This window comes from Streptomyces sp. NPDC051561, from assembly GCF_044454195.1.
GTDB lineage: Bacteria > Actinomycetota > Actinomycetes > Streptomycetales > Streptomycetaceae > Streptomyces.
Window position 1 is genome coordinate 184,931 of sequence record NZ_JBITDM010000013.1, and the last position, 24,704, is coordinate 209,634.

Sequence of the window (24,704 nt, forward strand, 5' to 3'; positions counted from 1 at the left end):
CGTACGCCGAGGGGGCACCAAGTCGCCTCGATGCCCTCTCAACCGTGCTGCCGCCACGGCGTCCGTACCGGACCGGCTACCGGACCTTGCCGCCGCGCTTCGCCGCGAAGTTGGCCCGGCCCTCCGCGGACTTCTGCTTCCAGTCGCGCTTGATCTCACCGCGCAGCCGGGCGTCCGTCTTGGCGACGATCCGCTCGTTCTCCCGGATCAGCTTGCGCCAGCTCTCCAGCCGGCGCTCGGGCAGCGTGCCGTCCTCGATGGCGGCGAGCACCGCACAGCCGGGCTCGGCGACATGGCCGCAGTCGTGGAAGCGGCAGTTCTCGGCCAACTCCCCGATCTCCGAGAAGACCTGGCCGACCCCGGCCTCGGCGTCCCAGAGTCCGACCCCGCGCAGTCCGGGGGTGTCGATGAGCACTCCCCCGCCGGGCAGCGCGAGCAGATTGCGGGTCGTGGTGGTGTGCCGGCCCTTCCCGTCGATGTCCCGGGTGGCCTGCACCTCCATGATCTCGGCCCCGCACAGGGCGTTGGCCAGGGTGGACTTGCCCGCGCCGGAGACGCCGAGCAGCACGCTCGTACCGTTCCCGACGACGGCCTGGAGCACCTCGATGCCGTCGCCGGTCGCGGAGCTGACCGTCAGCACCTGCACCCCGGGCGCGGTGGTCTCGACGTCCTCGACGAGGTACGAGAGACCGGTGGCGTCCGGCACCAGATCGCACTTGGTGAGGACGATCAGCGGCATCGCCCCGGACTCCCAGGCCAGCGCCAGGAAGCGTTCGATCCGGCCGAGGTCCAGCTCGACGGCGAGCGACACCGCGATGATCGCGTGGTCGACGTTGGCGGCGAGGATCTGCCCCTCGGACCGCTGGGAGGAGGTGGAGCGCACGAACGCGGTACGGCGCGGCAGCAGCGCCCGGATCAGCTGCGGATCACCGGCCGGCTCCAGGGCCGCCCAGTCGCCGGTGCAGATGACCCGCATCGGGTCGTGCGGGGTGACCAGGGCGGTGTCGGCGCGGACGGTTTTGTCCGGGGTGACGACATCGGCCTGGCCGCGGTCGACCCGTACCACCCGGCAGGGAATCAGACCCTGCTCGGCGTACGGGGCGAACTCGGCCTCCCATCCCGCGTCCCAGCCGTAGCGGGCGAGGGGGTGCGCGGAGCCGGCCGATTCCTGGCCGAGGGAGGCGAGCTGGTCGAGCGGAGAGGCCTGGTGACGCGAAGAGGACTGGTGGAGCGAGGAAGACTGGTGGAGCGACATCGACGAGGAAGCCGAAGAAGACAAGGTGGGGACCCTTCACAAGGATGGCCCCGGCAGCGCGCTTGACGGCGCGGAAAAGGAGTGGTCAGCCGGAGGCCACAGAGGTGGTGATGACGAGCTTCCGAGTGCGCACGGCACCCACAGTGATGACACCCATCGGTCACACCTCCTGGCTTGATCGGGCCGACACCGGCGATTGCGACAACCGCCGGACGAACGAGGCACACCATAACCACGCTCTCCGCCGCCGCGCCAGCCATTTATCCGGCGACTTCCCGCACGGCTGGGCAGCGGCTATCCAGCTGCTTCCCGCACGGCTTCCGGCGCGGCCGCCAGCAGCGGGCCGAGCCCTCCGAGCAGCGCCCCGATGGCCACGTCCCGCAGCTCGCTCCGGGTGCAGGTCTCCTCGTCCAGCCAGTCCACGCACAGCACCTGCACGAAGACCAGCCAGCTCTTGATCACCTGGGAGGCGGCCGCCCGCCGCCCCGGCTCGCTGACGGACGGGTGGGCTCCGGCGAGCGCGTCGAGCAGCCGCTCCCGCAGTGCGTCGAGTTCGCCTGCGATCACCGTCTGCACCAGCCGGTCGCCGGCCAGCGTGCGGTTGGCCGCGATCACGGTGTTCCGGTTCGCGGCGAAGTACGCGATATGGGCGTCCAGCCCCTCGACCAGCTGTTCCTGGAGGCTGTCGGCCGGGTCGAACCGCGATGCGGCGAGCAGCCGGTCCGCCACCTGCTGGTAGATGGCGACGAACAGGTCCCGTTTGCTGGCGAAGTGCCGGTAGAGCAGCGCCCGGGACACCCCGGCCGCCTCGGCGACACCCTCCATCAGCACTTCGTCGTACGGGCGCGCGGCGAACAACTCGGCGCCCACTTCGAGGAGTTGGGCGCGGCGTCCATCGGGTGTGAGTCGTCGTCGGGGAGGCACGCACCCCACCCTACTTGACACACGTCCACTTAGCTCGGCTAGCTTGGTGGACACACGTCAACTAAGCCTCAACTCGCCGACGGAAACGGGTGGTTGTGTCATGGTCAAGGCCCTGAGGGTGCTGTGCTGGACGATGGGCGTCGCCTGTGTGGCGATCGGCCTGCTCCATGTGGTGGGCGGCAACGCGGCGATCCCGGGGGCCGAGTCGGCGGGCAACACCATCGACAGCCTGGGCCGCTTCTTCGGCGCGATCTTCGCCGGCTACGGGATGGCCTGGATCTGGGCGGTCCGCCAGTCCCCCGTCCCGTCCCGGGCGGTGCGCCGGCTGGCGGGCGTCTTCCTGCTGGGCGCGGTGGGACGACTGCTCTCGCTGGCGGTGTCCGGTACGCCGCACTCGTTCCAGATCGTGCTGCTGGTGATCGAACTGGCCCTGCCGCCCGTGTACTTCCTCCTGGCGGACGCGGACGAGAAGCGGGCCGCGGCCGCATCGGGCAGCACCCGGCGAGCCGTTCCGGTGGCTTCCTGACGCACGTGGCTCCTGACGCCGGCAATCCCCTTACAAGGGTGGCAACTTGATGGGTGAAGACCTGACACGTCCCTTCTCGCACCGGATCGTTACGTCGCCGCCCGCCCCCGGCGGTGCGCCGCCACCCGCTCCCTGGTGGCGCACCGCCGCGAGCAGTAGCGGCGCTCGGGCCCCGCGCCGTGGGCCAGGTAGACGTGCGGGCATCCGATGGCGGTGCAGAGTCCACCGGGGGCCGCCTGCCGGTCCCAGAGCAGGACGGTCAGCGCCAGACAGGAGGAGGCCAGGAACCACTCCCCCCAAGGGGCTTCGTCGTCGCTGTCGAGGTGCGGGTGCCAGGGAGTGGTGCCGGAGTGCGTGGTGAGACGGAAGGCACCGGTGGTGCGCCGCAGCAGGGCGTTCAGACGGGCCGCCGCCTCGTCGGTGCCGTCGGCGGCGAAGACCTCGCGCAGCAGGAGTGCGGCGGCGCGCAGGTCCGCCAGATCCTCCTCGGCGAGCACGATCGGCTCCGGTTCGCCGTACTCCGCCAGCACCTTCACCACGGCAGCCGTCGCGTCCGCGGTGCCGCGCTCCTCGCAGAGCACATTGACCAGGGCCACGGTCCGCCGGGCGGTATCCATCGACAGCATTCCGCGAATGTAACGCAACTAGCCCCGTTTTGCGTTACCTGCCTACCGTGCTCGGCATGCGTTCACGATCCCCCTCCCCCCGCTCCTGGTGGCGTTACGTCGCCGGGGCCGCCGCAGCCCGTACCGGTGACGAGATGTCGGGCCCGGCCCTGCTTCTGCTCGCCCTCGCGGTGACCGGGTCGACCGTGACCGCATCGTCCCTGCTGGCGGGGGTGACGGTCGCGGCCGCGGTGGGCGGTCCGGTGTTCGGCGCACTGCTCGACCGGTCCGGCCGCCCGGGGCGGCTGCTCGCCGGGGCGCTCGCGCTGTACGCGGCGGCATTCCTGTTGATCCTGCTGACGCTGGGGCGCGTCCCGGTCGGAGCCGTGGTGGCGGTCGCGGTGTGCGCGGGCCTGTTCGGCCCGGCCCTGTCCGGCGGCTGGACCTCCCAACTCCCGCACGTCGTGGAGGAGAAAGAACTGCCGCGCGCGAACGCCCTGGACGCCCAGACCTTCAACCTGGCGAGCCTCGCGGGGCCCGCACTCGCGGGAGTGGTGGCAGGTGCGGCCGGGGCGCCGGCGGCAGTCGCGGTGTCGGCCGCACTGATCGTCGCGGCGCTTCCGGCGGCGTGGGCGCTCCCGACGGCACGTACCCTTCCGGCAGCATCGACCCCTCCGACGGCCCGGGCGCCCTCCTCTCCCAACTCCCCCACCGCACACGCCCCTTCCCCCTCCCTCCCCTCCGACCTGCTGGACGGACTGCGCATCCTCATCCGCAGCCGCCCGCTCGCCCGCGCCACCGCCGTCTCGGTGCTCTCCTGCACCGGGGAGGGCGCCTTCGTCGCCGTCGCACCGCTCCTGGGCGCACTCGCCCTGGGCAGTCCCGAGCACGGTGCGCTGCTGCTGTCCGCCACCGCTTTGGGCGCCCTCGCCGCCAACGCCGCGCTGGCCCGCCGTACGGCAGCACACCCGGAGACCACTCTCGGCCTGAGCACCCTCGTCCTGGCCGCCGCCTGTCTCCTCGCGGCGACCCTCCACCCCGCAGCGGTCGTCGCGTCAGCCCTCCTCGCCGGAGCGGGCACCGGCCCCCAGCTCACCGCGCTGTTCGCGATACGTCACCGGGCCGCACCGCCCCACCTGCGCGGCCGGGTCTTCACCACAGGAGCCAGCCTCAAGCTGACCGGGTTCGCCCTCGGCGCGGCACTCGCGGGCCCGTCGGCCACCCTGTCCGTGCCCCTGGCACTGCTGGCCTCGGCCGCACTCCAGCTGTGTGCCGCGCTGGCCTTCCACCTCCTGCGGACCGGGTCCGGACCGCGCGGCGTCAGACTTTCGTCACCTGTCGATCATGACCATCCTGCCCCTCCCCGCAGTTGAATGCGGACATGGACAAGCACGGATTCCTCCGCTTCCTCCGCAGGCCCGTCGTACTCGCCGCCCTGGTCGTCGCGGTGCTCGCGGCCGGGTTCGGCGCCTACTGGTTCCAGCCCTGGAAGCTGGTCACGGACACCACGGTGCGGGACGAGCTCCCGATGGCGGCCGTCCCTACCTCGGCGGACGGCACGAAGACGCCCGCGAGGGACGGCATGAAGGAGACACCCGTTCCGGCCGGCCCCATGCCCCTCTCGGCCGGAAACCTGATCAGTCACGAGCACGCGACCAGCGGCACGGTCAAGGTCCTGCGGCTGCCCGACGGCAGCCGCACCCTGCGCATCGAGAATCTCGACACCAGCGACGGCCCCGACCTGCGGGTGTTGCTGAGCGACGCCAAGGTGGTGCCGGGCAAGGCCGGCTGGCACGTCTTCGACGACGGCACGTACACCACCCTGGCGAAGCTCAAGGGCAACAAGGGGGACCAGAACTACGCACTCCCCGCCGACCTGGACCTGAAGCAGTTCCGCAGCGTGAGCATCTGGTGCGACCGCTTCGACGTCTCCTTCGGCGCGGCCGAACTGGCCCCGACGTAAGGGCAGTTCGGCTCAGAGGTGCCGGGTGAGCACCTGCGCCACCGTGTCCAGTGCGGTGTGCAGCTCCAGGTGGTCGTGGGCCTCCAGCGCCGTGTCGAGCAGCGGGTTGTCCGACCTGACGGTGGTCACCCCGGTGCCCTCCTCGCTGCCCAGTTCCACGGTCATGCTCTCGCCCGACGGGAGGGTGAGGGTGATCTTCGCAGCGCTGGGCAGCGGCTGGAGTACGGAGATCTCTGCGTCGGTGCGTCCGGTCTGGGCGCCGAGCCGGCGCGGGGTGCTGCGGGAGGCCCGGTAGATGTGCGACTGGTGCAGCGCGATCTGAAGCCTGTCGGACAGCTCCTCAGCGGTCTCCTCCCGCTCCGCGTCCGGGAGTTCGTCGAGCAGCAGCGCGGCGATCGAGCGGTACGCGATGGCCAGCTGCCAGGCAGCGGTGGTGAGCGGACCGGGGTCGTGGGTGTCGTGCACCAGCGGCCCGAAGGCCTCCTCGGCCGCCCGCGCGACCGGCTCCACCAGCTGTGCTGCCACCTTCTCCGGACGCGGCGCCGGAGCCGCGTCCGGGTCCCGCCAGTCGATACCGCGCGCGGTGAGATCGGCGAAGACGGCATCCCGGTCCGTACCGGCGACCGAGGCGAGCTCGCCGGCATTGCGGGTCCCGGTGCGCCAGGCGGCCTCGGTGAGCTCGGCACGGTTGTCGTCGGTGCTCTTGCTGAGCGCGGCGAGGGCGTTCAGGCGGGCTGAATCGGTGTCGGATGCGTTCATAGCGGTCACCGTAGGGTCGATATCCCGGCAGGCGTGGCAGGTGCGGCGGCACCGCGCCGCGAGCGCCCCCCGTGTGGCGGGTGGGGTGGTGCGGGTTACGTCGCGGGGGCGGGGTGGGGCCGGATGGGCGCGGCCCCTTCGGAGCAGGGCGTGGGTGACGCCTGCGCGTGGCCGCCGGGCCGGGACCGAGGGCGACGCTGCCCCTGCGCGTGGCCGCCGGGCCGGGACCGAGGGCGACGCTGCCCCTGCGCGTGGCCGTCGGGCCGGGACCGAGGCCGAGCCTGCCGCTGCCCCTGGCGTTGACCGTCGGTGATCAGCGCGGCTGCTGTTCCGCGATGGCCGCCCAGTCGTCCGCGCCGCGACCGTCGGCGATGGCCTCGTCGAAAACGGCACGCAGCAGTTCACCGATCGGGAGCGGAGTGCCTTGGCCGGCCGCTGCGCCCAGCGCGAGGTGGAGATCCTTGCGGCCCAGTTCCGTGGTGAATCCGGCCGGCTGGTAGCGCCGCTCGGCGATCATCGGCCCGTAGCCGGAGTAGACGGGTCCCGGGAAGAGTGTGGAGGTCAGCAGCTCGACGAACTGCCCGGAGTCGACACCGGCGCGCTCCGCGACACTGACGGCCTCGCCCAGTGACTGGATCGCGCAGGCGATCAGGTAGTTGCCGAGGATCTTGACGGTGTTGGCCTGCTCAGGGCGGTCGCCCATGCGCCAGGTCCGTGAGCCGATCACGTCGAAGTACGGCTGCACGCGGTCGAGCAGGGCCTGCTCACCGGCCGCGAGGACGTTGAGCGCCCCGGCTTCGGCGACCGGAACACGGCCGAAGACCGGCGCCGCGAGGTAACCGACGCCGTGCTCGGCATGCGCCGTGCCGACTCGGCCGGCCAGCTCCGCACTCACCGTGGCGAGGTTGACGTGAACCGTTCCGCGCGGGGTGCGGGCCAGGACACCGGAGTCGATGAACGTCTCGGTGACGGCCCGGTCGTCGGACAGGACCGAGAAGACCACCGGCGTCCGCATGGCCTCGGCCACCGAGGCGGCACGACGTGCACCCGCCGCGACCAGTTCGGCAGCGGGCCCGTCGGAACGGTTCCACACCACGACGTCGTGGCCGGCCTGCACGAGGTTGTGTGCGATGGGCCGTCCCATGGCTCCCAGACCGATGACCGCGATGCCGCTCACGCCGAGTACCCCTCCCGTTGAACCGTTTGAAGCGGATCAAGGATGGCACGGTGCGGCCGCGTCACCGCGGACCGACCCAGCCGCACCTCGCTCGGGCCACCCCTCCCGCCTACTCCGCCCCCACCGCGTCCAGGAACGTGCGGAACTTCGCGCCCGTCTCCGCCGTCTCCGCCTCCGGCTCGGAAGCAGCGACCACTCCGGCCCCGGCATAAAGCCGCAACGTCCGCTCCTCCGCCTCGGCGCAGCGAATCGTCACCACCCACTCCCCGTCACCGTCCGCGTTGCCCCAGCCCACCATCCCGGTGAAGAACCCGCGGTCGAACGGCTCGGTCTCCGCTATGACTTGACGTGCCGTCAGTGTCGGGGTGCCGCAGACGGCCGGCGTCGGATGCAGCGCCAGGGCCAGTTCGAGCGCCGAAGCCGCGCTCTCCTGCGGCAGCACCCCCGTGACCGTGGTCGACAGATGCCACATGGTGGCCGTACGGATCAGCGTCGGCCCGGCCGGCACGTCCAGGGTGGTGCAGAACGGCGCCAGCACCCCGTGCACCGCGTCCACCACCACCGCGTGCTCGTGCAGATCCTTCGCCGACGCGAGCAGCGCCGCCGCCCGCCGCACGTCCTCCGCCAGGTCCGCGCTGCGCGGTGTCGACCCGGCGAGGGGGTTGGCCACGACCTTGTTCCCGCGCCGGGACAGCAGCAGTTCGGGGCTGGCCCCGATCAGGGTCCGGTCGGCCCCGGTCGGCAGTGCGAACGTATAGCCCGACGGGTCACGCCTGGCCAGCCGCTGGAGCATCACCGGCAGGTCCAACGGCGCGTCCGCCGTGAGTTCGAGGGTCCGCGCCAGCACCACCTTGCTGAACTCTCCGCGCCACATGCGCTCCACGACCGCCGCGACCCCGGCCCCGTACACCTCCGGCTCGGGCACCGGACGCACTTTCCACTCGGTCGCCGCCGGCAGATCGGCCGGCAGGGCTATCAGCGGGTCGGTGGCGAGCGGCGGCGCGTCCTGCACGAACTCCGGTACGGCGAGCGCGGCGGGCGCGTTCTGGTCGAACCGCACCGCGCCCATCACCACCGGCTGTGTCTGTCCGTCCTGCCGGGCGGCGGCCAGCGTCTGGGCGACGCGCTGCGCCAACGGCTCTTCCCCGTGCGGGACTTCACGCGCGGGACCGTCGGCGAGCAGGGTCCGGGTGGGGGTGGCGAGGAAGCGCGCGCCGGAGGTGTAGGCGTCCAGCAGGCCGGTGGCGGCACCGACGGCGGGGTGCGTCGCGTCACCGGAGACGGAGGCGCGAGAAGGGGCGGGGGCGGGTGCCGTCGACACGGTGTCCACGGGTTCTCCAATGCTCGTGAGGATGTGGGGGCGGAGCGAAAGAGGGACGTACATACGGAGCGGTCGGGTCGGATGGCCGTACGGAGCGGCCGGATCAGAAGGCTGTACGGGGCGGCCGGGAGGTCGCGCGGAGCGGCCGTGCGGGCACTCCGCGCGGTGCGTCGCGCCGAGACGTCAGCGCAGGGTCGCGCCGCCGTCGACGTAGATGTCCTGCATGGTGATGTGCCGCGCCCGGTCGGAGGCGAGGAAGAGCACCGCGTCGGCGATGTCGGAGGGGCGGGCGATCCGGCCGAGCGGTATGCCGGTCCGGTACGACGCCAGGTCACCCTGGATCACGCCCTGTTCGGCGTCCGGCTTGCCCTCCCACATGCCGCGCTGCATGGGGGTGTCGGTGGATCCCGGCGCGACCACGTTGCAGCGGACCCCGCTGCGGGCGACCTCCAGGCCGAGGCATTTGGTGAACATGGCGGCGGCGGCCTTGGAGGCCGCGTACGCGGCCATTCCGGTGCGCGGGATGCCGGCCGCGTTGGAGGCGACGGTGACGATGCAGCCCTTGCGGCGTTCCGTCATCCGGGCGGCGGCGGCGCGGGAGGTGTGGAAGACGCCGGTGGTGTTCACGGCGAAGGTGTCGGACCAGTCCTGGTCGGTGAGTTCGGTGGCCGGGGCGGTGCGGAGGATTCCGGCGACGTTCACCAGCAGGTCCAGCGGACCGAGTTCGGCCTCGACGCGGGCCACCGTCCCGTCGACGGCCCCACTGTCGGTGACATCGAGTGGATAGGCGACGACCTTGCCGGACCCGTCCTCCTTTGTCAGAGTTTCAGCGAGCGAGGCGATGCCTTCGGGTGCCCGGTCGGTGGCGGCGACGGTCGCACCACGGGCCACCAGCGCCCGCACCACCGCTTCACCGATGCCCTGACCGGCGCCGGTGACGAGTGCGACCCGTCCGGCGAACTCGCCTGCTGCGTGCGACTGATGCGGCAGTTGTGCCGGTATGTGCTCGGGCATGAAAGGTCCTCCCTCGACTTGCTTAGGTGAGCCTAACCTAACGCACGAGGAAGATCGAGAGTGGCCGGGGCCCGGCCGAATATGGCCGAGCGGCCCCCACCTGGCGCGATCCCGCCCTTCGGTATGCCCGGAACCCCGAATCGGCGGGCAGGCACACCGGGGCGCGGTCGGCTGTCACCGGATCAAAGGGAGGAACCTGGCACCGGCGGCGACGGCGTTCACGCCCGCTCCACCAAGTGGCCCGCCCGGACGCCCCGTTCGCGCCCCCTCACGCCACCGGGAAGCAGACACCGGGCCCTGGGACGCGCCGACCGGACTCCGGCGCATCCCCGCCGCTCCGGCCCACCTCGGCATGCCCCGTACGGCGCGTGCGAGGAGTGTACAGACGTTCCCTTCTTCACCACCCCGTCCGCGTCAACCTTCCGCCCCAGGGTGAACGACGGCCCCACACGGGCCCCTTGATGAGCAAAGCTGACGCCCATGGAACTGCTGCCGCACGGATACACCAACCACACCACCCATCATGCGGGCGTGGTGACCAAGACCTACAAGGGCCGGGACGCACAGCGCCGGATGGAGCGGGAGGCCACCGCACTGTGCGGTCTGGAGACGCTGGGAGCCGTGCTTCCCGTGCCGCACTTGATCGGTTGCACCGGCGAGACCCTCAGCATGACCTTCCTTTCGGGTGTCCACGGACAGGACCTGATGGAGGCCGGCCGGGCACCGGAGGTGCTGCACGCCTGCGGTGCGGCGCTGCGGGCCGTGCACTCGGTGGACGCCTCCGAGGTCTTCCCCCGGGCCAGGCCGGGATCCGTACTGGTGCACGGGGATTACGGCCCGAACAATGTGCTGCTCACCGGGGACGGCTCCCGGGTGACCGCACTCCTCGACTGGGAGTGGGCGCACGCGGGCGATCCCGTCGAGGATCTGGCCTGGTGCGAGTGGATCGTCCGCACCCAGCACCCCGAACACCTCGGGGAGCTGGACGAGTTCTTCCACGCGTACGGATTCCGGCCCGACTGGGAGACGCGGCACCAGGCGATGGTCAGCCGGTGCCGCGAACTCGTCGACTTCCAGCCGCACCGGATCGGCCTGCTGATCGAGACGGAGGGCTGGACACGGTAGCCGAGGTGTCAGCCGGCCGCCGCCGCGAGCACCTTGGCCTCGACCTCCGGGTCGAGCCCCACCACCGGCCGGTCCGCACGCTGCGGGGCGACCCCGCCGAGGGCCGTGAGCCAGTGCCAGGTGTCCGCGACCGTCTCCGCGACCGGGCGGCAGCGCAGCCCCGAGGCAACCGCCTTGGAGACATCGGTGCGGTGAATGGTGTCGTGGTCCTCGCCCGGCGGGATCCACACCGGTAGCTGTATCCAGGGCTCGATCCCGTGCGCCAGGATCAACTCGGGCGCAGTCCACCGGAGTTCGGCGGACGAGCCCGTCGCCCGTACGCAGGAATCCAGCAGTTCCCCCATCGAGGTGTGCCCCTGCGGCGAGACCAGGTTGTACGGCCCGGACAGGCCCGCCTCGACCGCGTCCAGCATCCAGGCCGCCAGGTCGCGGGCGTCGACGTACTGAAGGGGCAGTTCGCGCGGTCCGGGCGCGAGGACGGGGCCGCCGCGCGCGATGCGGTTCAGCCACCACGGCAGGCGCCCGATGTTCTCGCCGGGACCGAGGATCAGTCCGGCCCGCGCGTGCACCGTACGGCCCGCGCCGAACGCCTCGTCGGCCGCCAGCTCGCCCGCCCGCTTCATGTGCGCATAGCCCTCGTCGCCCGGCTCGACCAGCGGCGCGCCCTCGTCGTGCCCGGCCGGGGCCGGGTGGACGTACACCGACGCCGACGACACATAGACGTACCGCCCGGTATGACCGGCCAGCAGCCCGGCCGTCCTGCGTACGGCGTCGGGTGCGGCGGACCAGGTGTCGAGCACCGCGTCCGGGCGGGCCCCGTCGCGTACCGCGTCCGCGAGTGCGGTCAGGTCGCCGAGGCGGTCTCCGCGCAGGGTCCGGACGCCGGGCGGCGGGGCGTGGTTGCCGCGGTGGAAAACGGTGACGTCCCAGCCGCGCGCGAGGGCGTCCTCGGTGACGGCCCTGCCCACGAACTCGGTCCCGCCGAGTATCAGTAGCTTCATGATCGCCATCATGCCCGAGCGGGCGGCGGCGCGAGGGGCAGCGTCACCTCGAACCGGCACCCGCCCGGAACGTTGCGGACCGCCGCCCGCCCCTCGTGGGCCTCGACGATCCCCCGGACGATCGCCAGCCCAAGTCCCGCCCCACCTGGCGGAGTTCGCGCCTCGGTGCCGCGCCACCCGGTGTCGAAGACCCTCGGCAGATCGGCCTCCGGGATGCCGCCGCAGCCGTCGGTGACGGAGAGGACCACGGTGCCGGGCGCGGGTCCCGGTTCGGCGGCCAGCGCCACGGTTCCGTCGGCGGGGGTCCGCCGGATGGCGTTGACCAGCAGGTTGGCGAGCACCCGGGACATCTCGCGGCCGTCGACCTCGACGGGCAGCGGCTCGACCCGGGCGGGCACGAGCCGCACGCCGTGCTCGCGGGCGAGCGGGTCGGCGCCCGCGAGGGCGTCGCCCACCAGGTCGTACAGGGAGAGCCTGGTGGGGGCGAGGGTGAGTGAACCCGCGTGGATCCGGGAGAGCTCGAAGAGGTCGCCGACCATGGTGTTGAGCCGGTCGACCTCGGTGCGGATCTGCCGGTGGTAGCGGGCCGGGTCCTCGGCGACCCCGTCCTCCAGTGCTTCGGCCATCGCCCGGAGCCCGGCGAGCGGGGTCCGCAGGTCGTGCGAGATCCAGGCGACCAGCTCGCGCCGGGAGGTCTCCAGGGCGCGTTCGCGCTCCCGCGAGGCGGAGAGCTTGACGCTGGTGGCCGCCAACTCGGCGGCCAGCTCGTTGAGTTCGGCGGTCGCGGGCCTGCCGGGCGCGGCGAAGTCGCCCCCGTCCCCGAACGACCGGGCGGCCCGGGTGAGCGCTCTGCTCCGTGCCACCACCCACCGCCCGAGGAGCAGCGCGGTGACGAGGGAGACTGCGGCGGCCATCGCGATCACGGTGGTGACGACGGCGAGGTCGTGCGCGTTGATGAGCATCGCCCAGGACACGGACAGCGTCCCGGCGAGCATGGCGGCCACCGTCACCGCCACGACGACGGTCAGCGACACCGCCACCGACCGCCGCCGCAGCAGCCACAGGGCCAGCGCGCCCGCGAACCCGGCTGCGACGGCGCCGAGCGCGGCGAACAGGGCGATGAGGGCGAGGTCGCCCATGTCGTCGACCATCGCGCCCGCGGCGAGGGCGGTGGCGTCGGGGGCGAGGACGGCAGCGGCCCTCACGCGGGGCTCCCGGCGCCGGGTCGGGGCGTGGGTGGCGGACCCGTTGCCGCATCGGCGACGACGCCCGGGGCTGTGTCCGCGTCCGTATCCGTACTCGCACCCGTGTCCGCCCCCACGCCGAAGCGGTAACCCGCGCCCCAGACCGTCTGGATCATGGCCGGTTTCGCGGGGTCGGTCTCGATCTTGGCGCGCAGGCGGCGGACGTGGACCGTGACGGTCGACAGATCGCCGAAGTCCCAGCCCCATACGTCCTGGAGGAGCTGCTCCCTGGCGAACACCCGGTCGGGGTGCGCGACGAAATGCGCGAGGAGGTCGAACTCCCGCAGGGTGAGGGCTAGTTCGCGGCCCTCGCGAGTGGCACGGCGGGCATCCGGGTCGAGTGTGATTCCGGCGGCGCGCAGCAGAGGGCCGGGGGCGCGGCCGACCGCCGCCGCGGCCCTGCGCAGTACGGACTCGACGCGCAGCACCAGCTCGCGCGGACTGAACGGCTTGGTGACATAGTCGTCCGCCCCGACCTCCAGCCCGAGAATCCGGTCCTCCTCGTCCCCGCGCGCCGTGAGCATGATGACCGGCACGGGCCCGTGCGCCGCCCGCAGCCGCGCACACACCTCCAGCCCGTCCATCCCCGGCAGCATCAGATCGAGCACCACCAGGTCCGGCCGCTCCTCCCCCGCCGCCGCGAGCGCGCCAGGGCCGTCGGCCGCCTGCCGCACGGCGAACCCCGCCCTGCGGAGGTACCCGGTGACCACCTCGGCGACGGTGGGGTCGTCGTCCACGACGAGGACACGGTGGGGTGCGGGGGTGGGGGTGGTGGCGGAGGTGGGCGCGGGCCCGGGTTCGCTCTCGTACTCCATGGTCAACAGTCTCGCCCGCGCCCGGCGCCGACGCGCACCGCACGACGCTTACCGTTCCATGACGTCTCCGTACGGCGGCCCCAGCAGCCACCACCACCGTGCAACGACACGACACGGCGCGCCGACGTCCGAATTCTTCAAGATCCGCCGCGCCCTGCCGCCCTAGGCTCCTGCCATGACACCTACACCGCGACTCGACGCCATCAGCATCGTCACCTCCGACCTGGCCGCCTCCCTCGACTTCTACCGCCGTCTCGGCGTTCCCGTTCCCGCCGATGCCGCCGCCGAGGGGCATGTGGAGGCCACGCTGCCCAATGGGCTGCGGGTTCTGTGGGACACCGAGGAAGTGATGGCGTCCTTCGATCCGCAGTGGAAGAAGCCGGAGGGCGGGGACCGGATGGGGCTGGCCTTCCTCTGCGACAGCCCGGCCGAGGTCGACGCGGTGCACGACGACCTGACCGGGGCCGGGTACCTCTCGCACCTGAAGCCGTGGGACGCGGTGTGGGGCCAGCGTTACGCCGTGGTGCTCGACCCGGACGGCTGCGGGGTCTCCCTCTTCGCCGCCAACGAGGCATAGGCACTCAGCGTCATCCCCGCCAACTCCCGTGTCTCGCGTGCCAGATGGGCCTGGTCCGCACAGCCCGAGGCGTAGGCGGCCGCCGCGAAGGGCGTTCCTTCCCTTACGAGCGCCAGGGCGCGCTGGAGCCGGAGTACCCGGGCGAGGGTCTTGGGTCCGTACCCGAAGGCGGACAGGGAGCGGCGGTGCAGCTGACGGGCGCCGAGGCCGACGGTCTCGGCGGCGCCGGCGACGGTGCGTCCTGCCGCCAGTTCCGCCGCGACGGCGCGCATCAGGGGGTCCGGTGGGGTGGTGTCGGCGGCCCGGCGCAGGGCCAGGCCCTCCAGGGCACGGGCCGGATCGGGGGCGTTGGTCACCTGTTCGGTCAACACCCTTGTGCGGGGCCACAGTTGGGAGAGCGCAACTCGGCGGTCGCGGAGTTCGTGTGCGGGTACGCCGAGGAGGGCGGGGGCCGCGCCGGGCGGGAGGCGGAGGCCGGCGAAGTGGGCGCCGGGGCGGTCGGTGGTGTCGTGGGCGTGGGTGTCGGGGCCCGCGACGAGGAGTTCGCCGTCGATCCACAGGAGGTCCATGCAGCCGTCGGGCAGAACGGGGTAGGCGCTCGCGCGGGGCGTGGATGCGGGGGTGGCGCGTCGCTGCCAGAGGACGGCACCGGGGAGACGGGAGGGACGCTCGTGGTACCTGCCGTCGTCGGCTGCCATGGCGCCCAGGGTAATACCGGGTGGGCGGGACCGGCCCCACCGCCCGCCCGTTCCCCGCCTCAGCCGTCCACCCGGGCCCTGTCCACCACCGCCCCCAGGTTCAGGGTCGGGGGGAGGGTGCCGAAGGCTGTTCCCCAGTCGTTGCCCAGGCGGGAGGCGCAGAAGGCGTCTGCGACTTCCGGTGGGGCCCAGCGCACCAGGAGGGAGCCCTGGAGCACCAGTGCCATGCGCTCCACGAGTCGCCGGGCCCCGCCCTCGATTCCGTCGAGGTCGGCCAGTTCGGTCAGCAGACCCTTGATCGCGCCGTCCAGCCGGTGGTCCGCGCCCCGGGCCTGCCCGACCTCCGTCAAGAACGCGTTGAGCGCCATCGGCTCCCGTTGCAGCGCCCGCAGTACATCCAGCGCCTGGACGTTCCCCGCCCCCTCCCAGATCGAGTTCAGCGGCGACTCCCGCAGCAGCCGCGGCATTCCCGACTCCTCCACGTACCCGTTGCCGCCCAGGCACTCCAGCGCCTCCGCCGCCACCGGCGTGCACCGCTTCGTCACCCAGTACTTCGCGGCCGGAACCGCGAGGCGCAGCAGCGCCCGGTCCTGCTCACTGTCACTGTCGTACGCCGCCGCGAGCCGCATCGCCAGCGTGGTCGCCGCCTCCGACTCCAGCGCCAGGTCCGCCAGCACATTGCGCATCAGGGGCTTGTCGATCAGCTCGCCGCCGAAGGCCCGCCGGTGTGCGGCGTGGTGAGTGGCCTGGGCGACCGCCTGCCGCATCAGCGCCGCCGAGCCGATCACGCAGTCGAGCCGGGTCGCCGCCACCATCTGGATGATGGTGCGCACCCCGCGCCCCTCCTCGCCGACGATCCGCGCCCAGGTCCCGTCGAACTCGACCTCGCTCGACGCGTTCGACCTGTTGCCGAGCTTGTCCTTCAGCCGCTGGATGCGGAACACGTTGTGCGTCCCGTCCTCCAGCACCCTGGGCACCAGGAAGCAGCTCAGCCCGCCCGGCGCCTGGGCGAGCACCAGGAACCCGTCGCTCATCGGCGCCGAGCAGAACCACTTGTGCCCGGTCAACAGGTACTCGCCGTCCCCCGCGACCGGCAACGCCTCGGTCGTGTTGGCCCGTACGTCGCTGCCCCCCTGCTTCTCCGTCATGCCCATGCCGAACAGCGCCCCCGGCTTCCGGGCGGCGGGCAACAGTTCCTGCCCGTACACGGAAGAGGTCAGCCGCGGCTCCCAGAAGGCGGCGAGCGAGGGGTCGGCGCGCAGCGCGGGCACCGCCGCGTGTGTCATCGAGACCGGGCAGCCGTGGCCGCCCTCCGTCTGGGTCCACACCAGGAATCCGGCGGCCCGGCGGACGTGCCCGTTCGGGCGACCCCAGGCGTTGGTCAGCCCGGCCGAGACCGCGTGCCCCAGCAGCCGGTGCCAGGAGGGGTGGAACTCGACCTCGTCGATCCGGTTCCCGTACCGGTCGTGGGTGTGCAGCTCGGGCGGATTCTCGTTCGCCTGCGTCCCCCACTCCTGCGCCTGGGCGGATCCGGCGGCCCGTCCGAGCGTGGTCAGTTCCTCGCGGACCTCGTCCAGGAGGCCGGCGTCGGTGTGCCGGTCGACAGCCTCCGTGAGGGCCCGGTCGGCGCCGAAGACGTCGTACCCGACCAGGGGCGGGGCCTGATTGGTCACTGTGTGGGTGGTGGCTGCCATGCGGCTACGGTAAGGAGGTGCAGGCAGCAAAGAAAACACCCGAACGGCCCCGGAAACACCGGCGGGAGAATCGGCTCCACCGGGCCCGTGTTCTCTACCGCAACGTATCGAAGCGCAAGCTGGTCTGGCTGCTGCTCAAGGACACCGTCAACAGCTGCGTCGAGTACCGCATCCTCGGCCTCGCCGCCGAGGCCGCCTTCTTCACCCTGCTGTCCCTGCCCCCGCTGCTGCTCGGTCTGCTCGGCCTCCTCGGCTACATCGACAACTGGACGGCCACCGAGACCGTCAAGTCCATCGAGGAGAACATCCTCGGCGCGTCCAACGCGGTCCTCTCCGAGCGGGGCGTGAACGAGTTCGCGAAGCCGCTGTTGGAGGACGTGACCCGGGAGGGCCGCCCGGACGTCATCTCCATCGGCTTCGCCATCGCCCTGTGGTCGGGGTCGCGCGCGGTCAACGTCTTCATCGACACGATCACGGTGATGTACGGGCTGGACGGCCATCGCGGCATCGTGAAGACCCGCCTGCTGGCCTTTCTGCTGTACGTCGTGGCGCTGCTGATCGGGGCGGTGGTGCTGCCGCTGATGGTGGTCGGCCCGGACAGGGTGGTGGCGCTGGTCCCGTTCGGGACGGAGGTGATCAGCGTTCTGTACTGGCCGGTGGTGATAGTGCTGTCGGTGGTCTTCCTGACGACGCTGTACCACGTGTCGGTGCCGGTGCGTTCGCCGTGGGTGGAGGACGTTCCCGGTGCGCTGATCGCGCTCGGGATGTGGGTGCTGGGCAGCTTTCTGCTCCGTATCTACGTCACCAGCACCGTCGAGGGCGGCACGATCTACGGGTCACTGGCCGCGCCCATCGCCGTACTCCTGTGGATCGGTGTCTCGGCCTTCGCGGTGCTGGTGGGCGCCGCCGTCAATGCCGCCATCGACCGGGTCTGGCCGTCCGTGGCGACGGCCGCCGCCCGCGCCGAGAACGACCGGCTGCGGACCGTGCAGGCCGCCGAGGTGATAGCGCGGGCGCGGGCGGCCGGGATCGAGACGGGTGTGATCCAGGCGGGCACCGAGGACGAGGAGGACGACGGCGAGGGCGAGTGGACGGGCGCCAACCCGGACATGCCGTCGGAGTTCCCGGAGCGGTGGTCGCGGTTCCTGCCCCCGGACGACGTGAAGTCGCGACTGCACACGGGACGGGAGCGGGAAGCGGAGGCAGGGCCGGGGGACACGAAGGGCTGAGCCCGGCGCGGGCCCAGCCAGGTGGATCCAGGCAGGCGGGCCCGTACCGGCGGACCCAGGCCGGTCGGACCCGGGCCGGTCGGACCCGGGCAGGCGGGCCCGTACACGCAGGCCCACGGCGGCCCGTCCCGGACGTCGGCTTCCGACGGCGCCCCACCTGGCCGCCTCGCGCACCGCCGTGATTCCCTGACCGGCATGAGCACCACACAGCCCACCACCGACGTCACCATCTGGTCGCTTGAGCAGACCTCCCCCGACGACCACACCCCCGTCCCGCCGCCGCCCGGCGACGACCTGCGAATCGTCCGGGCCGAGGTTCCCTCCCCCGAATTCAGCCGGTTCCTGTACACCGCCGTGGGCGGCGACATCCGCTGGACGGACCGGCTGCCGTGGTCGTACGCGCAGTGGCGGCAGGTCGTGGAACGTCCAGGTGTCGAGACGTGGGTGGCGTACGACCGTGGGACGCCGGCCGGGTACGTCGAGCTGGAGGCCCAGGGCGAAGGCACCGTCGAAATCGTCTACTTCGGGCTGATTCCCGCCTTCCGAGGCCGGCGCATCGGCGGTCATCTCCTGTCGTACGGAATCCAGCGCGCCTGGGACCTCTCGGAGCGCCACTCCGGGGCCGCCCCGACCAAGCGGGTCTGGCTGCACACCTGCTCCAAGGACGGCCCGCACGCGATGGACAACTACCTGAAGCGCGGATTCCGGCTCTTCGACACCAAGATCGAGGCTGAGCCCGAGGTCGCCAATCCCGGCCCGTGGCCCGGTGCGCACGCCTGAACCACTCGCAACATCCGCCCCGCTTTCACCCCGTACGCCCCCTTGGCGCCCACGTGACCACTGACACACCGTCCCGCCATTCGGGACGGTGTCGTTCACATTTTGGACAACAGTGGACTGGCCCAACTCGCTCGTGCCACGCTTCCGTCATGGAATCAGCTGGAGTTGCCTTGGTGAGTCGACGTCACGTCGACCTCGGCCGCATGTCCAGCGCCATCTGTCCGGCCTGCTGACAGCCCAGCACCGCCACGCTCCTCGACGAGAACAGCCTCCTCCAGCGAGCACAGCCCCTTTTCTGATCCCTGCTCCCCGTCTTGAGCATGTCTGCGCACCCACGCGCCCACTTTGCGCGAGTGTGCAGGTCAGAGCCGCCTGCCCGCGAGTTCCCGCCCGCCCACTCGCAGCCCCGAAGGACGTACCGCCATGTCTGCCACCCCAGAGAAGCCCGCCGCGGGGGCTGCTGCCACAGCCCGCCGCAAGGCCGGACGCCATCGCGGCGAAGGCCAGTGGGCCGTAGGGCACCACACGCCCCTCAACGGCAATGAGCAGTTCAAGAAGGACGACGACGGTCTCAACGTACGGACACGTATTGAGACGATCTACTCCAAGCGCGGTTTCGACTCGATCGACCCCAACGACCTGCGCGGACGCATGCGTTGGTGGGGTCTCTACACCCAGCGCAAGCCCGGGATCGACGGCGGCAAGACCGCGATCCTGGAGCCGGAGGAGCTGGACGACGAGTACTTCATGCTGCGGGTACGGATCGACGGTGGCCGGCTCACCACCGAGCAGCTGCGGGTGATCGGCGAGATCTCGCAGGAGTTCGCGCGCGGCACCGCCGACCTCACCGACCGGCAGAACGTGCAGTACCACTGGATCCGTATCGAGGACGTGCCGGAGATCTGGCGGCGTCTGGAGGCCGTCGGGCTGTCGACGACCGAGGCGTGCGGCGACACCCCGCGGGTCATCCTCGGCTCGCCGGTCGCGGGGATCGCCGTGGACGAGATTATCGACGGCTCCCCCGCCATCGACGAGATCTACCGCCGCTTCATCGGCAACCCGGACTTCTCCAACCTGCCCCGCAAGTTCAAGTCCGCGATCTCCGGCTCCCCGCAGCTGGATGTCGCGCACGAGATCAACGACATCGCCTTCGTCGGCGTCGACCACCCGGAGCACGGCCCCGGCTTCGACCTCTGGGTCGGCGGCGGTCTCTCCACCAACCCCAAGCTGGGCGTACGGCTGGGGACCTGGGTCGCGCTGGAGGACGTGCCGGACGTCTACGGCGGTGTGATCGGCATCTTCCGCGACTACGGCTACCGACGGCTGCGCAACCGCGCGCGGCTGAAGTTCCTGGTCGCCGACTGGGGTCCCGAGAAGTTCCGTCAGGTCCTGGAGGACGAGTACCTGGAGCGCAAGCTCCTCGACGGGCCCGCTCCCGAGCAGCCCGCCGGAACCTGGCGCGACCACCTCGGCGTGCACCCGCAGAAGGACGGGCGCTTCTACGTCGGGTTCGCGCCGCGCGTCGGCCGGGTCGACGGGTCGACGCTGACGAAGATCGCGGAGCTCGCCGACCGGCACGGGTCGGGCCGGCTGCGTACCACCGCCGAGCAGAAGATGATCGTGCTCGACGTCACCGAGGAGCAGGTCGATTCGCTGGTCGCGGGCCTTGAGTCGCTGGATCTGCGGGTCACCCCGTCGCCGTTCCGGCGCGGCACCATGGCCTGCACCGGCATCGAGTTCTGCAAGCTGGCGATCGTCGAGACCAAGGCGCGCGGCGCCTCGCTGATCGACGAACTGGAGCGCCGCATCCCGCAGTTCGACGAGCCGCTCACCATCAACATCAACGGCTGCCCCAACGCCTGCGCCCGCATCCAGGTCGCGGACATCGGTCTCAAGGGCCAGCTGATGCTGGACGCCGACGGCAACCAGGTGGAGGGCTTCCAGGTGCACCTGGGCGGTGCGCTCGGCCTGGAGGCCGGGTTCGGCCGCAAGGTCCGTGGCCTGAAGGTTACTTCCGCCGAGCTGCCCGACTACGTGGAGCGCGTGCTGACCCGCTTCCAGGACCAGCGCGAGGACGGCGAGCGCTTCGCGACCTGGGTGACCCGTGCGGCGGACGGAGACCTGTCGTGAGCGAGCGAGCGGCCCCGTTCCACTGCCCGTACTGCGGCGACGAGGACCTCAGGCCCAATGAGACCGGGCACGGAGCCTGGGAGTGCCACGCCTGCAACCGGGCGTTCCAGCTGAAGTACCTCGGTCTGCTGACCCGGGGTGTCGCCCACACCAACGCAAAGGAGGACGAAGGGATATGACGACCACTCAGCAGGACCTCAGGTCCCTCGCCGAGCAGGCCGGGCGCGACCTCGAAGACGCCTCCCCGCTCGACATCCTGAAGTGGGCCGCGACCACCTTCGGCCCCCGCTTCTGCGTCACCTCCTCCATGGAGGACGCCGTCGTCGCGCACCTCGCCTCCCGCGCCTTCCCCGGTGTCGACGTGGTCTTCCTCGACACCGGCTACCACTTCCCGGAGACCATCGGCACCCGGGACGCCGTGGACGCGGTGATGGACGTCAACGTCATCACCCTCACGCCCCGCCGGACCGTCGCCGAGCAGGACGCCGAGTACGGCCCCCAGCTGCACGACCGCGACCCCGACCTGTGCTGCGCCCTGCGCAAGGTCAAGCCCCTTGAGGAAGGCCTCGGTTCGTACGACGCCTGGGCCACCGGCCTGCGCCGCGACGAGTCCCCCACCCGGGCGAACACCCCGGTGGTCGGCTGGGACGAGAAGCGCCGCAAGGTGAAGGTCTCACCGATCGCCCGCTGGACGCAGGACGATGTCGACGCCTATGTGGCGGAGCACGGCGTCCTCACCAACCCCCTCCTGATGGACGGCTACGCGTCCGTCGGCTGCGCCCCCTGCACACGCCGGGTACTGGAGGGCGAGGACGCCCGCGCGGGCCGCTGGGCCGGACGCAACAAGACCGAATGCGGGCTGCACTGATGACGGACAGTCAGGAGAATCACGAGATGACCGGAGCCACCGTCTGGCTCACCGGCCTGCCGAGCGCCGGCAAGACGACCCTCGCCCACGCGCTCGCCGAGCGGCTGCGCGCCGAGGGCCGCCGGGTCGAGGTGCTCGACGGGGACGAGATCCGCGAGTTCCTCTCCGCCGGGCTCGGCTTCACCCGCGAGGACCGGCACACCAATGTGCAGCGGATCGGTTACGTCGCCGAACTGCTCGCCCGCAACGGCGTGCTGGCACTGGCCCCGGTCATCGCCCCGTACGCGGACAGCCGCGAGGCGGTGCGCAAGCGGCACCAGGCCGAGGGCACCGCGTACCTGGAGGTGCATGTCGCGACGCCCGTCGAGGTGTGCTCCGTACGGGATGTGAAGGGTCTGTACGCCAAGCAGGCGGCCGGGGAGATCTCGGGGCTGACCGGGGTGGACGACCCCTACGAGGCTCCCGCCGACCCGGATCTGCGTATCGAGTCGCACACCCAGTCGGTGCAGGAGTCCGCCGCGGCCCTGCACGCGCTGCTCACCGAGAGGGGTCTGGCATGACGACCACGGCCAACACTGCCGACGACGAGGGTCTCGGCAGCCCTTTCGCACTGAGCCACCTGGACTCGCTGGAGTCCGAGGCGGTGCACATCTTCCGCGAGGTGGCGGGTGAGTTCGAGCGGCCGGTGATCCTCTTCTCCGGCGGCAAGGACTCGATCGTGATGCTGCACCTGGCGCTGAAGGCGTTCGCCCCCGCGTCGGTTCCCTTCTCGCTGCTGCACGTCGACACCGGACACAACTTCCCCGAGGTGCTTGAGTACCGGGACCGGGCGGTGGCCCAGCACGGGCTGCGGCTGCACGTGGCCTCGGTGCAGGACTACATCGACGCGGGCAAGCTGCGCGAACGCCCCGACGGGACGCGCAACCCGCTGCAGACGCTGCCGCTGACGGAGAAGATCCAGGCGGAGAAGTTCGACGCCGTCTTCGGCGGCGGACGCCGTGACGAGGAGAAGGCACGGGCCAAGGAAAGGGTATTCTCCCTGCGCGACGAGTTCTCGCAGTGGGACCCCCGCCGCCAGCGCCCCGAGCTGTGGCAGCTGTACAACGGCCGGCACGCCCCGGGCGAGCACGTCCGCGTCTTCCCGCTCTCCAACTGGACCGAGCTGGACGTGTGGCAGTACATCGCCCGCGAGAAGATCGAGCTCCCGGAGATCTACTACGCCCACGAGCGCGAGGTGTTCGCGCGCAACGGCATGTGGCTGACGGCGGGCGAATGGGGCGGGCCCAAGGAGTCGGAGCAGGTCCAGACGCGGCTGATCCGCTACCGCACGGTGGGCGACATGTCCTGCACCGGCGCCGTCGATTCCGATGCGGTGACGCTGGACCAGGTCATCGCCGAGATCGCCGCGTCCCGGCTCACCGAGCGGGGCGCAACGAGGGCCGACGACAAGATGTCCGAGGCCGCGATGGAAGACCGCAAGCGTGAGGGGTACTTCTAAATGACTACGGTGACAGAGCAGTTGAGCACCACCACCCTTCTTCGCTTCGCGACCGCGGGTTCCGTGGACGACGGCAAGTCGACCCTCGTGGGGCGGCTGCTGCACGACTCGAAGTCGGTACTGACCGACCAGCTGGAGGCGGTCGAGCGGGCGTCGCTGAGCCGCGGGCAGGAGGCGCCGGACCTGGCGCTGCTGACCGACGGGCTGCGGGCCGAGCGGGAGCAGGGCATCACCATCGATGTCGCCTACCGCTACTTCGCGACCGCCCGGCGCCGCTTCATCCTGGCCGACACCCCCGGGCACGTGCAGTACACCCGCAACATGGTGACCGGCGCGTCCACCGCCGAGCTGGCCGTGGTGCTGGTCGACGCCCGCAACGGGGTCGTGGAGCAGACCCGCAGGCACGCCGCCGTCGCCGCCCTGCTGCGCGTCCCGCACGTCGTGCTGGCCGTGAACAAGATGGACCTGGTCGACTACGCGGAGCCCGTCTTCGCCGACATCGCCCGCGAATTCACCGCGTACGCCAGCGAGTTGGGCGTCCCGGAGATCACCGCGATCCCGATCTCGGCGCTCGCCGGGGACAATGTCGTGGAACCGTCCGCGCACATGGACTGGTACGGCGGGCCGACCGTGCTGGAACACCTGGAGACGGTGCCGGTCGCCCATGACCTCACCGCCTGCCACGCCCGCTTCCCGGTGCAGTACGTGATCCGGCCGCAGTCCGCCGAGCACCCCGACTACCGGGGCTACGCGGGTCAGATCGCGGCCGGCGCGTTCCGGGTCGGCGAGCAGGTGACGGTGCTGCCGTCGGGACGTACCAGCACCATCGAGGGCATCGACGCGCTCGGCGAGGCCGTGGACATCGCCTGGGCGCCGCAGTCGGTGACGCTGCGCCTGGCCGACGACATCGACATCTCGCGCGGCGACCTGATCGCACCGGTCTCGGACGCCCCGGCGCCGACCCAGGACGTCGAGGCGACCGTCTGCCACGTCGCCGACCAGCCGCTCTCGGTGGGCCAGCGGGTGCTGCTCAAGCACACCACCCGTACCGTCAAGGCGATCGTCAAGGACATCCCGTCCCGGCTCACCCTGGACGACCTCTCCCAGCACCCGGCACCCGGGCAACTGGTCGCCAACGACATCGGCCGGGTCGTGGTGCGCACGGCGGAGCCGCTCGCGCTCGACGCGTACGTGGACTCGCGGCGCACCGGTTCGTTCCTCCTGATCGACCCGGCGGACGGTACGACGCTCGCGGCCGGCATGGCGGGCGAGTCGTTCGCGACCGCCGCGGCAGCGGTCGGCTCCGTCGCGGACGAAGAGGGCTGGGACTTCTGATCATGACGTTCCTCGATGCGTACGTCGATGTATACGCCTCCTTCGCGAAGGAGGGCGGCCGGATCGGCAGCGGCACCCTGGGCAGCGGCCAGGGCGGGGTCGGGCGATGTGCGTGCTGACGCACGCCCCCGACCAGCACGCCGTACCCGCACCGCACCCCTTCCGT

26 protein-coding genes are annotated in these 24,704 nt (G+C 71.6%); 14 read left to right on the plus strand and 12 right to left on the minus strand.

Features of this window, described 5'->3' with window-relative positions:
* Positions 1-76: 76 nt before the first annotated feature.
* Positions 77-1,279, minus strand: coding sequence for a ribosome small subunit-dependent GTPase A (gene rsgA, locus ACIA73_RS26615; protein WP_399441242.1), 1,203 nt, complete (start codon positions 1,277-1,279; stop codon positions 77-79).
* A 270-nt stretch (positions 1,280-1,549) separates the two neighbouring features.
* Positions 1,550-2,179, minus strand: coding sequence for a TetR/AcrR family transcriptional regulator (locus ACIA73_RS26620; RefSeq protein ID WP_399441243.1), 630 nt, complete (start codon positions 2,177-2,179; stop codon positions 1,550-1,552).
* A gap of 100 nt (positions 2,180-2,279) precedes the next feature.
* Here ACIA73_RS26620 and ACIA73_RS26625 point away from each other — a divergent pair, with 100 nt between their 5' ends.
* A complete protein-coding gene (locus ACIA73_RS26625) occupies positions 2,280-2,705 on the plus strand; it encodes a DUF4345 domain-containing protein (RefSeq protein WP_399441244.1) in 426 nt (141 codons plus the stop codon).
* Between the two features lie 89 nt (positions 2,706-2,794).
* Here the strand turns inward: ACIA73_RS26625 and ACIA73_RS26630 are convergent, their stop codons facing one another.
* Positions 2,795-3,331, minus strand: a complete 537-nt coding sequence (locus tag ACIA73_RS26630) for a CGNR zinc finger domain-containing protein (protein ID WP_399441245.1) — start codon at positions 3,329-3,331, stop codon at positions 2,795-2,797.
* Positions 3,332-3,387: 56 nt separating this feature from the next.
* On the opposite strand from ACIA73_RS26630, the gene ACIA73_RS26635 reads away from it, so the two are divergent.
* Positions 3,388-4,683, plus strand: coding sequence for an MFS transporter (locus ACIA73_RS26635; RefSeq protein ID WP_399441246.1), 1,296 nt, complete (start codon positions 3,388-3,390; stop codon positions 4,681-4,683).
* An 8-nt stretch (positions 4,684-4,691) separates the two neighbouring features.
* A complete protein-coding gene (locus ACIA73_RS26640) occupies positions 4,692-5,273 on the plus strand; it encodes a DM13 domain-containing protein (RefSeq protein ID WP_399441247.1) in 582 nt (193 codons plus the stop codon).
* Positions 5,274-5,285: 12 nt separating this feature from the next.
* Here ACIA73_RS26640 and ACIA73_RS26645 read toward each other — a convergent pair whose 3' ends face one another.
* The 4 genes from ACIA73_RS26645 to ACIA73_RS26660 all read right to left on the minus strand — a co-directional run bounded on the left by ACIA73_RS26645 (position 5,286) and on the right by ACIA73_RS26660 (position 9,544).
* Entirely contained in the window at positions 5,286-6,032 is a 747-nt protein-coding gene (locus ACIA73_RS26645) for a hypothetical protein (protein WP_399441248.1), read from the minus strand.
* Positions 6,033-6,345: 313 nt separating this feature from the next.
* Positions 6,346-7,209, minus strand: coding sequence for an NAD(P)-dependent oxidoreductase (locus ACIA73_RS26650; protein WP_399441249.1), 864 nt, complete (start codon positions 7,207-7,209; stop codon positions 6,346-6,348).
* Positions 7,210-7,318: 109 nt separating this feature from the next.
* The gene (gene dhbC / locus ACIA73_RS26655) at positions 7,319-8,530 is read right to left on the minus strand and encodes an isochorismate synthase DhbC (RefSeq protein ID WP_399441293.1); all 1,212 of its coding nucleotides are present in this window, start codon (positions 8,528-8,530) and stop codon (positions 7,319-7,321) included.
* A 183-nt stretch (positions 8,531-8,713) separates the two neighbouring features.
* A complete protein-coding gene (locus ACIA73_RS26660; RefSeq protein ID WP_399441250.1) occupies positions 8,714-9,544 on the minus strand; it encodes a 2,3-dihydro-2,3-dihydroxybenzoate dehydrogenase in 831 nt (276 codons plus the stop codon).
* Positions 9,545-10,024: 480 nt separating this feature from the next.
* Between ACIA73_RS26660 and ACIA73_RS26665 the strand changes: the two genes are divergently transcribed.
* Positions 10,025-10,669 (plus strand): phosphotransferase family protein, encoded by a 645-nt coding sequence (locus ACIA73_RS26665; protein ID WP_399441251.1) that lies wholly within the window; start codon positions 10,025-10,027, stop codon positions 10,667-10,669.
* Between the two features lie 8 nt (positions 10,670-10,677).
* Here ACIA73_RS26665 and ACIA73_RS26670 read toward each other — a convergent pair whose 3' ends face one another.
* From ACIA73_RS26670 to ACIA73_RS26680, 3 genes are all read right to left on the minus strand, one after another.
* Entirely contained in the window at positions 10,678-11,670 is a 993-nt protein-coding gene (locus tag ACIA73_RS26670) for an NAD-dependent epimerase/dehydratase family protein (protein ID WP_399441252.1), read from the minus strand.
* An 8-nt stretch (positions 11,671-11,678) separates the two neighbouring features.
* Entirely contained in the window at positions 11,679-12,809 is a 1,131-nt protein-coding gene (locus ACIA73_RS26675) for a sensor histidine kinase (RefSeq protein WP_399441294.1), read from the minus strand.
* 62 nt (positions 12,810-12,871) lie between these two features.
* Entirely contained in the window at positions 12,872-13,729 is an 858-nt protein-coding gene (locus ACIA73_RS26680) for a response regulator transcription factor (RefSeq protein WP_399441253.1), read from the minus strand.
* Between the two features lie 175 nt (positions 13,730-13,904).
* Between ACIA73_RS26680 and ACIA73_RS26685 the strand changes: the two genes are divergently transcribed.
* On the plus strand, positions 13,905-14,306 hold the full coding sequence (locus tag ACIA73_RS26685; RefSeq protein ID WP_399441254.1) for a VOC family protein: 402 nt from the start codon (positions 13,905-13,907) through the stop codon (positions 14,304-14,306).
* Here the strand turns inward: ACIA73_RS26685 and ACIA73_RS26690 are convergent.
* On the minus strand, positions 14,243-15,004 hold the full coding sequence (locus tag ACIA73_RS26690; protein ID WP_399441255.1) for a helix-turn-helix domain-containing protein: 762 nt from the start codon (positions 15,002-15,004) through the stop codon (positions 14,243-14,245). The genes ACIA73_RS26685 and ACIA73_RS26690 overlap by 64 nt on opposite strands.
* Before the next feature lie 59 nt (positions 15,005-15,063).
* Positions 15,064-16,698, minus strand: coding sequence for an acyl-CoA dehydrogenase family protein (locus ACIA73_RS26695; RefSeq protein ID WP_399441256.1), 1,635 nt, complete (start codon positions 16,696-16,698; stop codon positions 15,064-15,066).
* Positions 16,699-16,715: 17 nt separating this feature from the next.
* On the opposite strand from ACIA73_RS26695, the gene ACIA73_RS26700 reads away from it, so the two are divergent.
* The 9 genes from ACIA73_RS26700 to ACIA73_RS26740 all read left to right on the plus strand — a co-directional run bounded on the left by ACIA73_RS26700 (position 16,716) and on the right by ACIA73_RS26740 (position 24,538).
* The gene (locus ACIA73_RS26700; protein WP_399441257.1) at positions 16,716-17,927 is read left to right on the plus strand and encodes a YihY/virulence factor BrkB family protein; all 1,212 of its coding nucleotides are present in this window, start codon (positions 16,716-16,718) and stop codon (positions 17,925-17,927) included.
* Positions 17,928-18,122: 195 nt separating this feature from the next.
* Complete coding sequence (locus ACIA73_RS26705; protein ID WP_399441258.1) at positions 18,123-18,707, plus strand: GNAT family N-acetyltransferase; 585 nt, start codon at positions 18,123-18,125, stop codon at positions 18,705-18,707.
* 149 nt (positions 18,708-18,856) lie between these two features.
* Positions 18,857-18,940 (plus strand): putative leader peptide, encoded by an 84-nt coding sequence (locus ACIA73_RS26710; protein WP_399441295.1) that lies wholly within the window; start codon positions 18,857-18,859, stop codon positions 18,938-18,940.
* A 190-nt stretch (positions 18,941-19,130) separates the two neighbouring features.
* A complete protein-coding gene (locus tag ACIA73_RS26715) occupies positions 19,131-20,837 on the plus strand; it encodes a nitrite/sulfite reductase (RefSeq protein ID WP_399441259.1) in 1,707 nt (568 codons plus the stop codon).
* Positions 20,834-21,016, plus strand: coding sequence for a hypothetical protein (locus ACIA73_RS26720; protein WP_399441260.1), 183 nt, complete (start codon positions 20,834-20,836; stop codon positions 21,014-21,016). Before ACIA73_RS26715 ends, ACIA73_RS26720 begins: the two co-directional genes overlap by 4 nt.
* Positions 21,013-21,705 (plus strand): phosphoadenylyl-sulfate reductase, encoded by a 693-nt coding sequence (locus ACIA73_RS26725; RefSeq protein ID WP_399441261.1) that lies wholly within the window; start codon positions 21,013-21,015, stop codon positions 21,703-21,705. The genes ACIA73_RS26720 and ACIA73_RS26725 overlap by 4 nt, the downstream gene beginning before the upstream one ends.
* Positions 21,706-21,731: 26 nt before the next feature.
* Positions 21,732-22,265, plus strand: a complete 534-nt coding sequence (gene cysC, locus ACIA73_RS26730; RefSeq protein ID WP_399441262.1) for an adenylyl-sulfate kinase — start codon at positions 21,732-21,734, stop codon at positions 22,263-22,265.
* Positions 22,262-23,203, plus strand: a complete 942-nt coding sequence (cysD, locus tag ACIA73_RS26735; RefSeq protein WP_399441263.1) for a sulfate adenylyltransferase subunit CysD — start codon at positions 22,262-22,264, stop codon at positions 23,201-23,203. Before cysC ends, cysD begins: the two co-directional genes overlap by 4 nt.
* Positions 23,204-24,538: a sulfate adenylyltransferase subunit 1 gene (locus ACIA73_RS26740; RefSeq protein WP_399441264.1), complete on the plus strand. Its 1,335-nt coding sequence runs from the start codon at positions 23,204-23,206 to the stop codon at positions 24,536-24,538.
* The last annotated feature ends 166 nt before the right edge of the window (positions 24,539-24,704 follow it).

Excerpts from the sequence above, each read along its gene's own strand:
- ACIA73_RS26625 (WP_399441244.1), top strand. The coding sequence starts at position 2,280 with ATGGTCAAGGCCCTGAGGGTGCTGTGCTGGACGATGGGCGTCGCCTGT.
- ACIA73_RS26630 (WP_399441245.1), bottom strand. The coding sequence starts at position 3,331 with ATGCTGTCGATGGATACCGCCCGGCGGACCGTGGCCCTGGTCAATGTG.
- ACIA73_RS26635 (WP_399441246.1), top strand. The coding sequence starts at position 3,388 with ATGCGTTCACGATCCCCCTCCCCCCGCTCCTGGTGGCGTTACGTCGCC.
- ACIA73_RS26640 (WP_399441247.1), top strand. The coding sequence starts at position 4,692 with ATGGACAAGCACGGATTCCTCCGCTTCCTCCGCAGGCCCGTCGTACTC.
- ACIA73_RS26645 (WP_399441248.1), bottom strand. The coding sequence starts at position 6,032 with ATGAACGCATCCGACACCGATTCAGCCCGCCTGAACGCCCTCGCCGCG.
- ACIA73_RS26660 (WP_399441250.1), bottom strand. The coding sequence starts at position 9,544 with ATGCCCGAGCACATACCGGCACAACTGCCGCATCAGTCGCACGCAGCA.
- ACIA73_RS26665 (WP_399441251.1), top strand. The coding sequence starts at position 10,025 with ATGGAACTGCTGCCGCACGGATACACCAACCACACCACCCATCATGCG.
- ACIA73_RS26670 (WP_399441252.1), bottom strand. The coding sequence starts at position 11,670 with ATGAAGCTACTGATACTCGGCGGGACCGAGTTCGTGGGCAGGGCCGTC.
- ACIA73_RS26675 (WP_399441294.1), bottom strand. The coding sequence starts at position 12,809 with ATGGGCGACCTCGCCCTCATCGCCCTGTTCGCCGCGCTCGGCGCCGTC.
- ACIA73_RS26680 (WP_399441253.1), bottom strand. The coding sequence starts at position 13,729 with ATGGAGTACGAGAGCGAACCCGGGCCCGCGCCCACCTCCGCCACCACC.
- ACIA73_RS26685 (WP_399441254.1), top strand. The coding sequence starts at position 13,905 with ATGACACCTACACCGCGACTCGACGCCATCAGCATCGTCACCTCCGAC.
- ACIA73_RS26690 (WP_399441255.1), bottom strand. The coding sequence starts at position 15,004 with ATGGCAGCCGACGACGGCAGGTACCACGAGCGTCCCTCCCGTCTCCCC.
- ACIA73_RS26695 (WP_399441256.1), bottom strand. The coding sequence starts at position 16,698 with ATGGCAGCCACCACCCACACAGTGACCAATCAGGCCCCGCCCCTGGTC.
- ACIA73_RS26705 (WP_399441258.1), top strand. The coding sequence starts at position 18,123 with ATGAGCACCACACAGCCCACCACCGACGTCACCATCTGGTCGCTTGAG.
- ACIA73_RS26710 (WP_399441295.1), top strand. The coding sequence starts at position 18,857 with ATGGAATCAGCTGGAGTTGCCTTGGTGAGTCGACGTCACGTCGACCTC.
- ACIA73_RS26715 (WP_399441259.1), top strand. The coding sequence starts at position 19,131 with ATGTCTGCCACCCCAGAGAAGCCCGCCGCGGGGGCTGCTGCCACAGCC.
- ACIA73_RS26725 (WP_399441261.1), top strand. The coding sequence starts at position 21,013 with ATGACGACCACTCAGCAGGACCTCAGGTCCCTCGCCGAGCAGGCCGGG.
- cysC (WP_399441262.1), top strand. The coding sequence starts at position 21,732 with ATGACCGGAGCCACCGTCTGGCTCACCGGCCTGCCGAGCGCCGGCAAG.
- cysD (WP_399441263.1), top strand. The coding sequence starts at position 22,262 with ATGACGACCACGGCCAACACTGCCGACGACGAGGGTCTCGGCAGCCCT.
- ACIA73_RS26740 (WP_399441264.1), top strand. The coding sequence starts at position 23,204 with ATGACTACGGTGACAGAGCAGTTGAGCACCACCACCCTTCTTCGCTTC.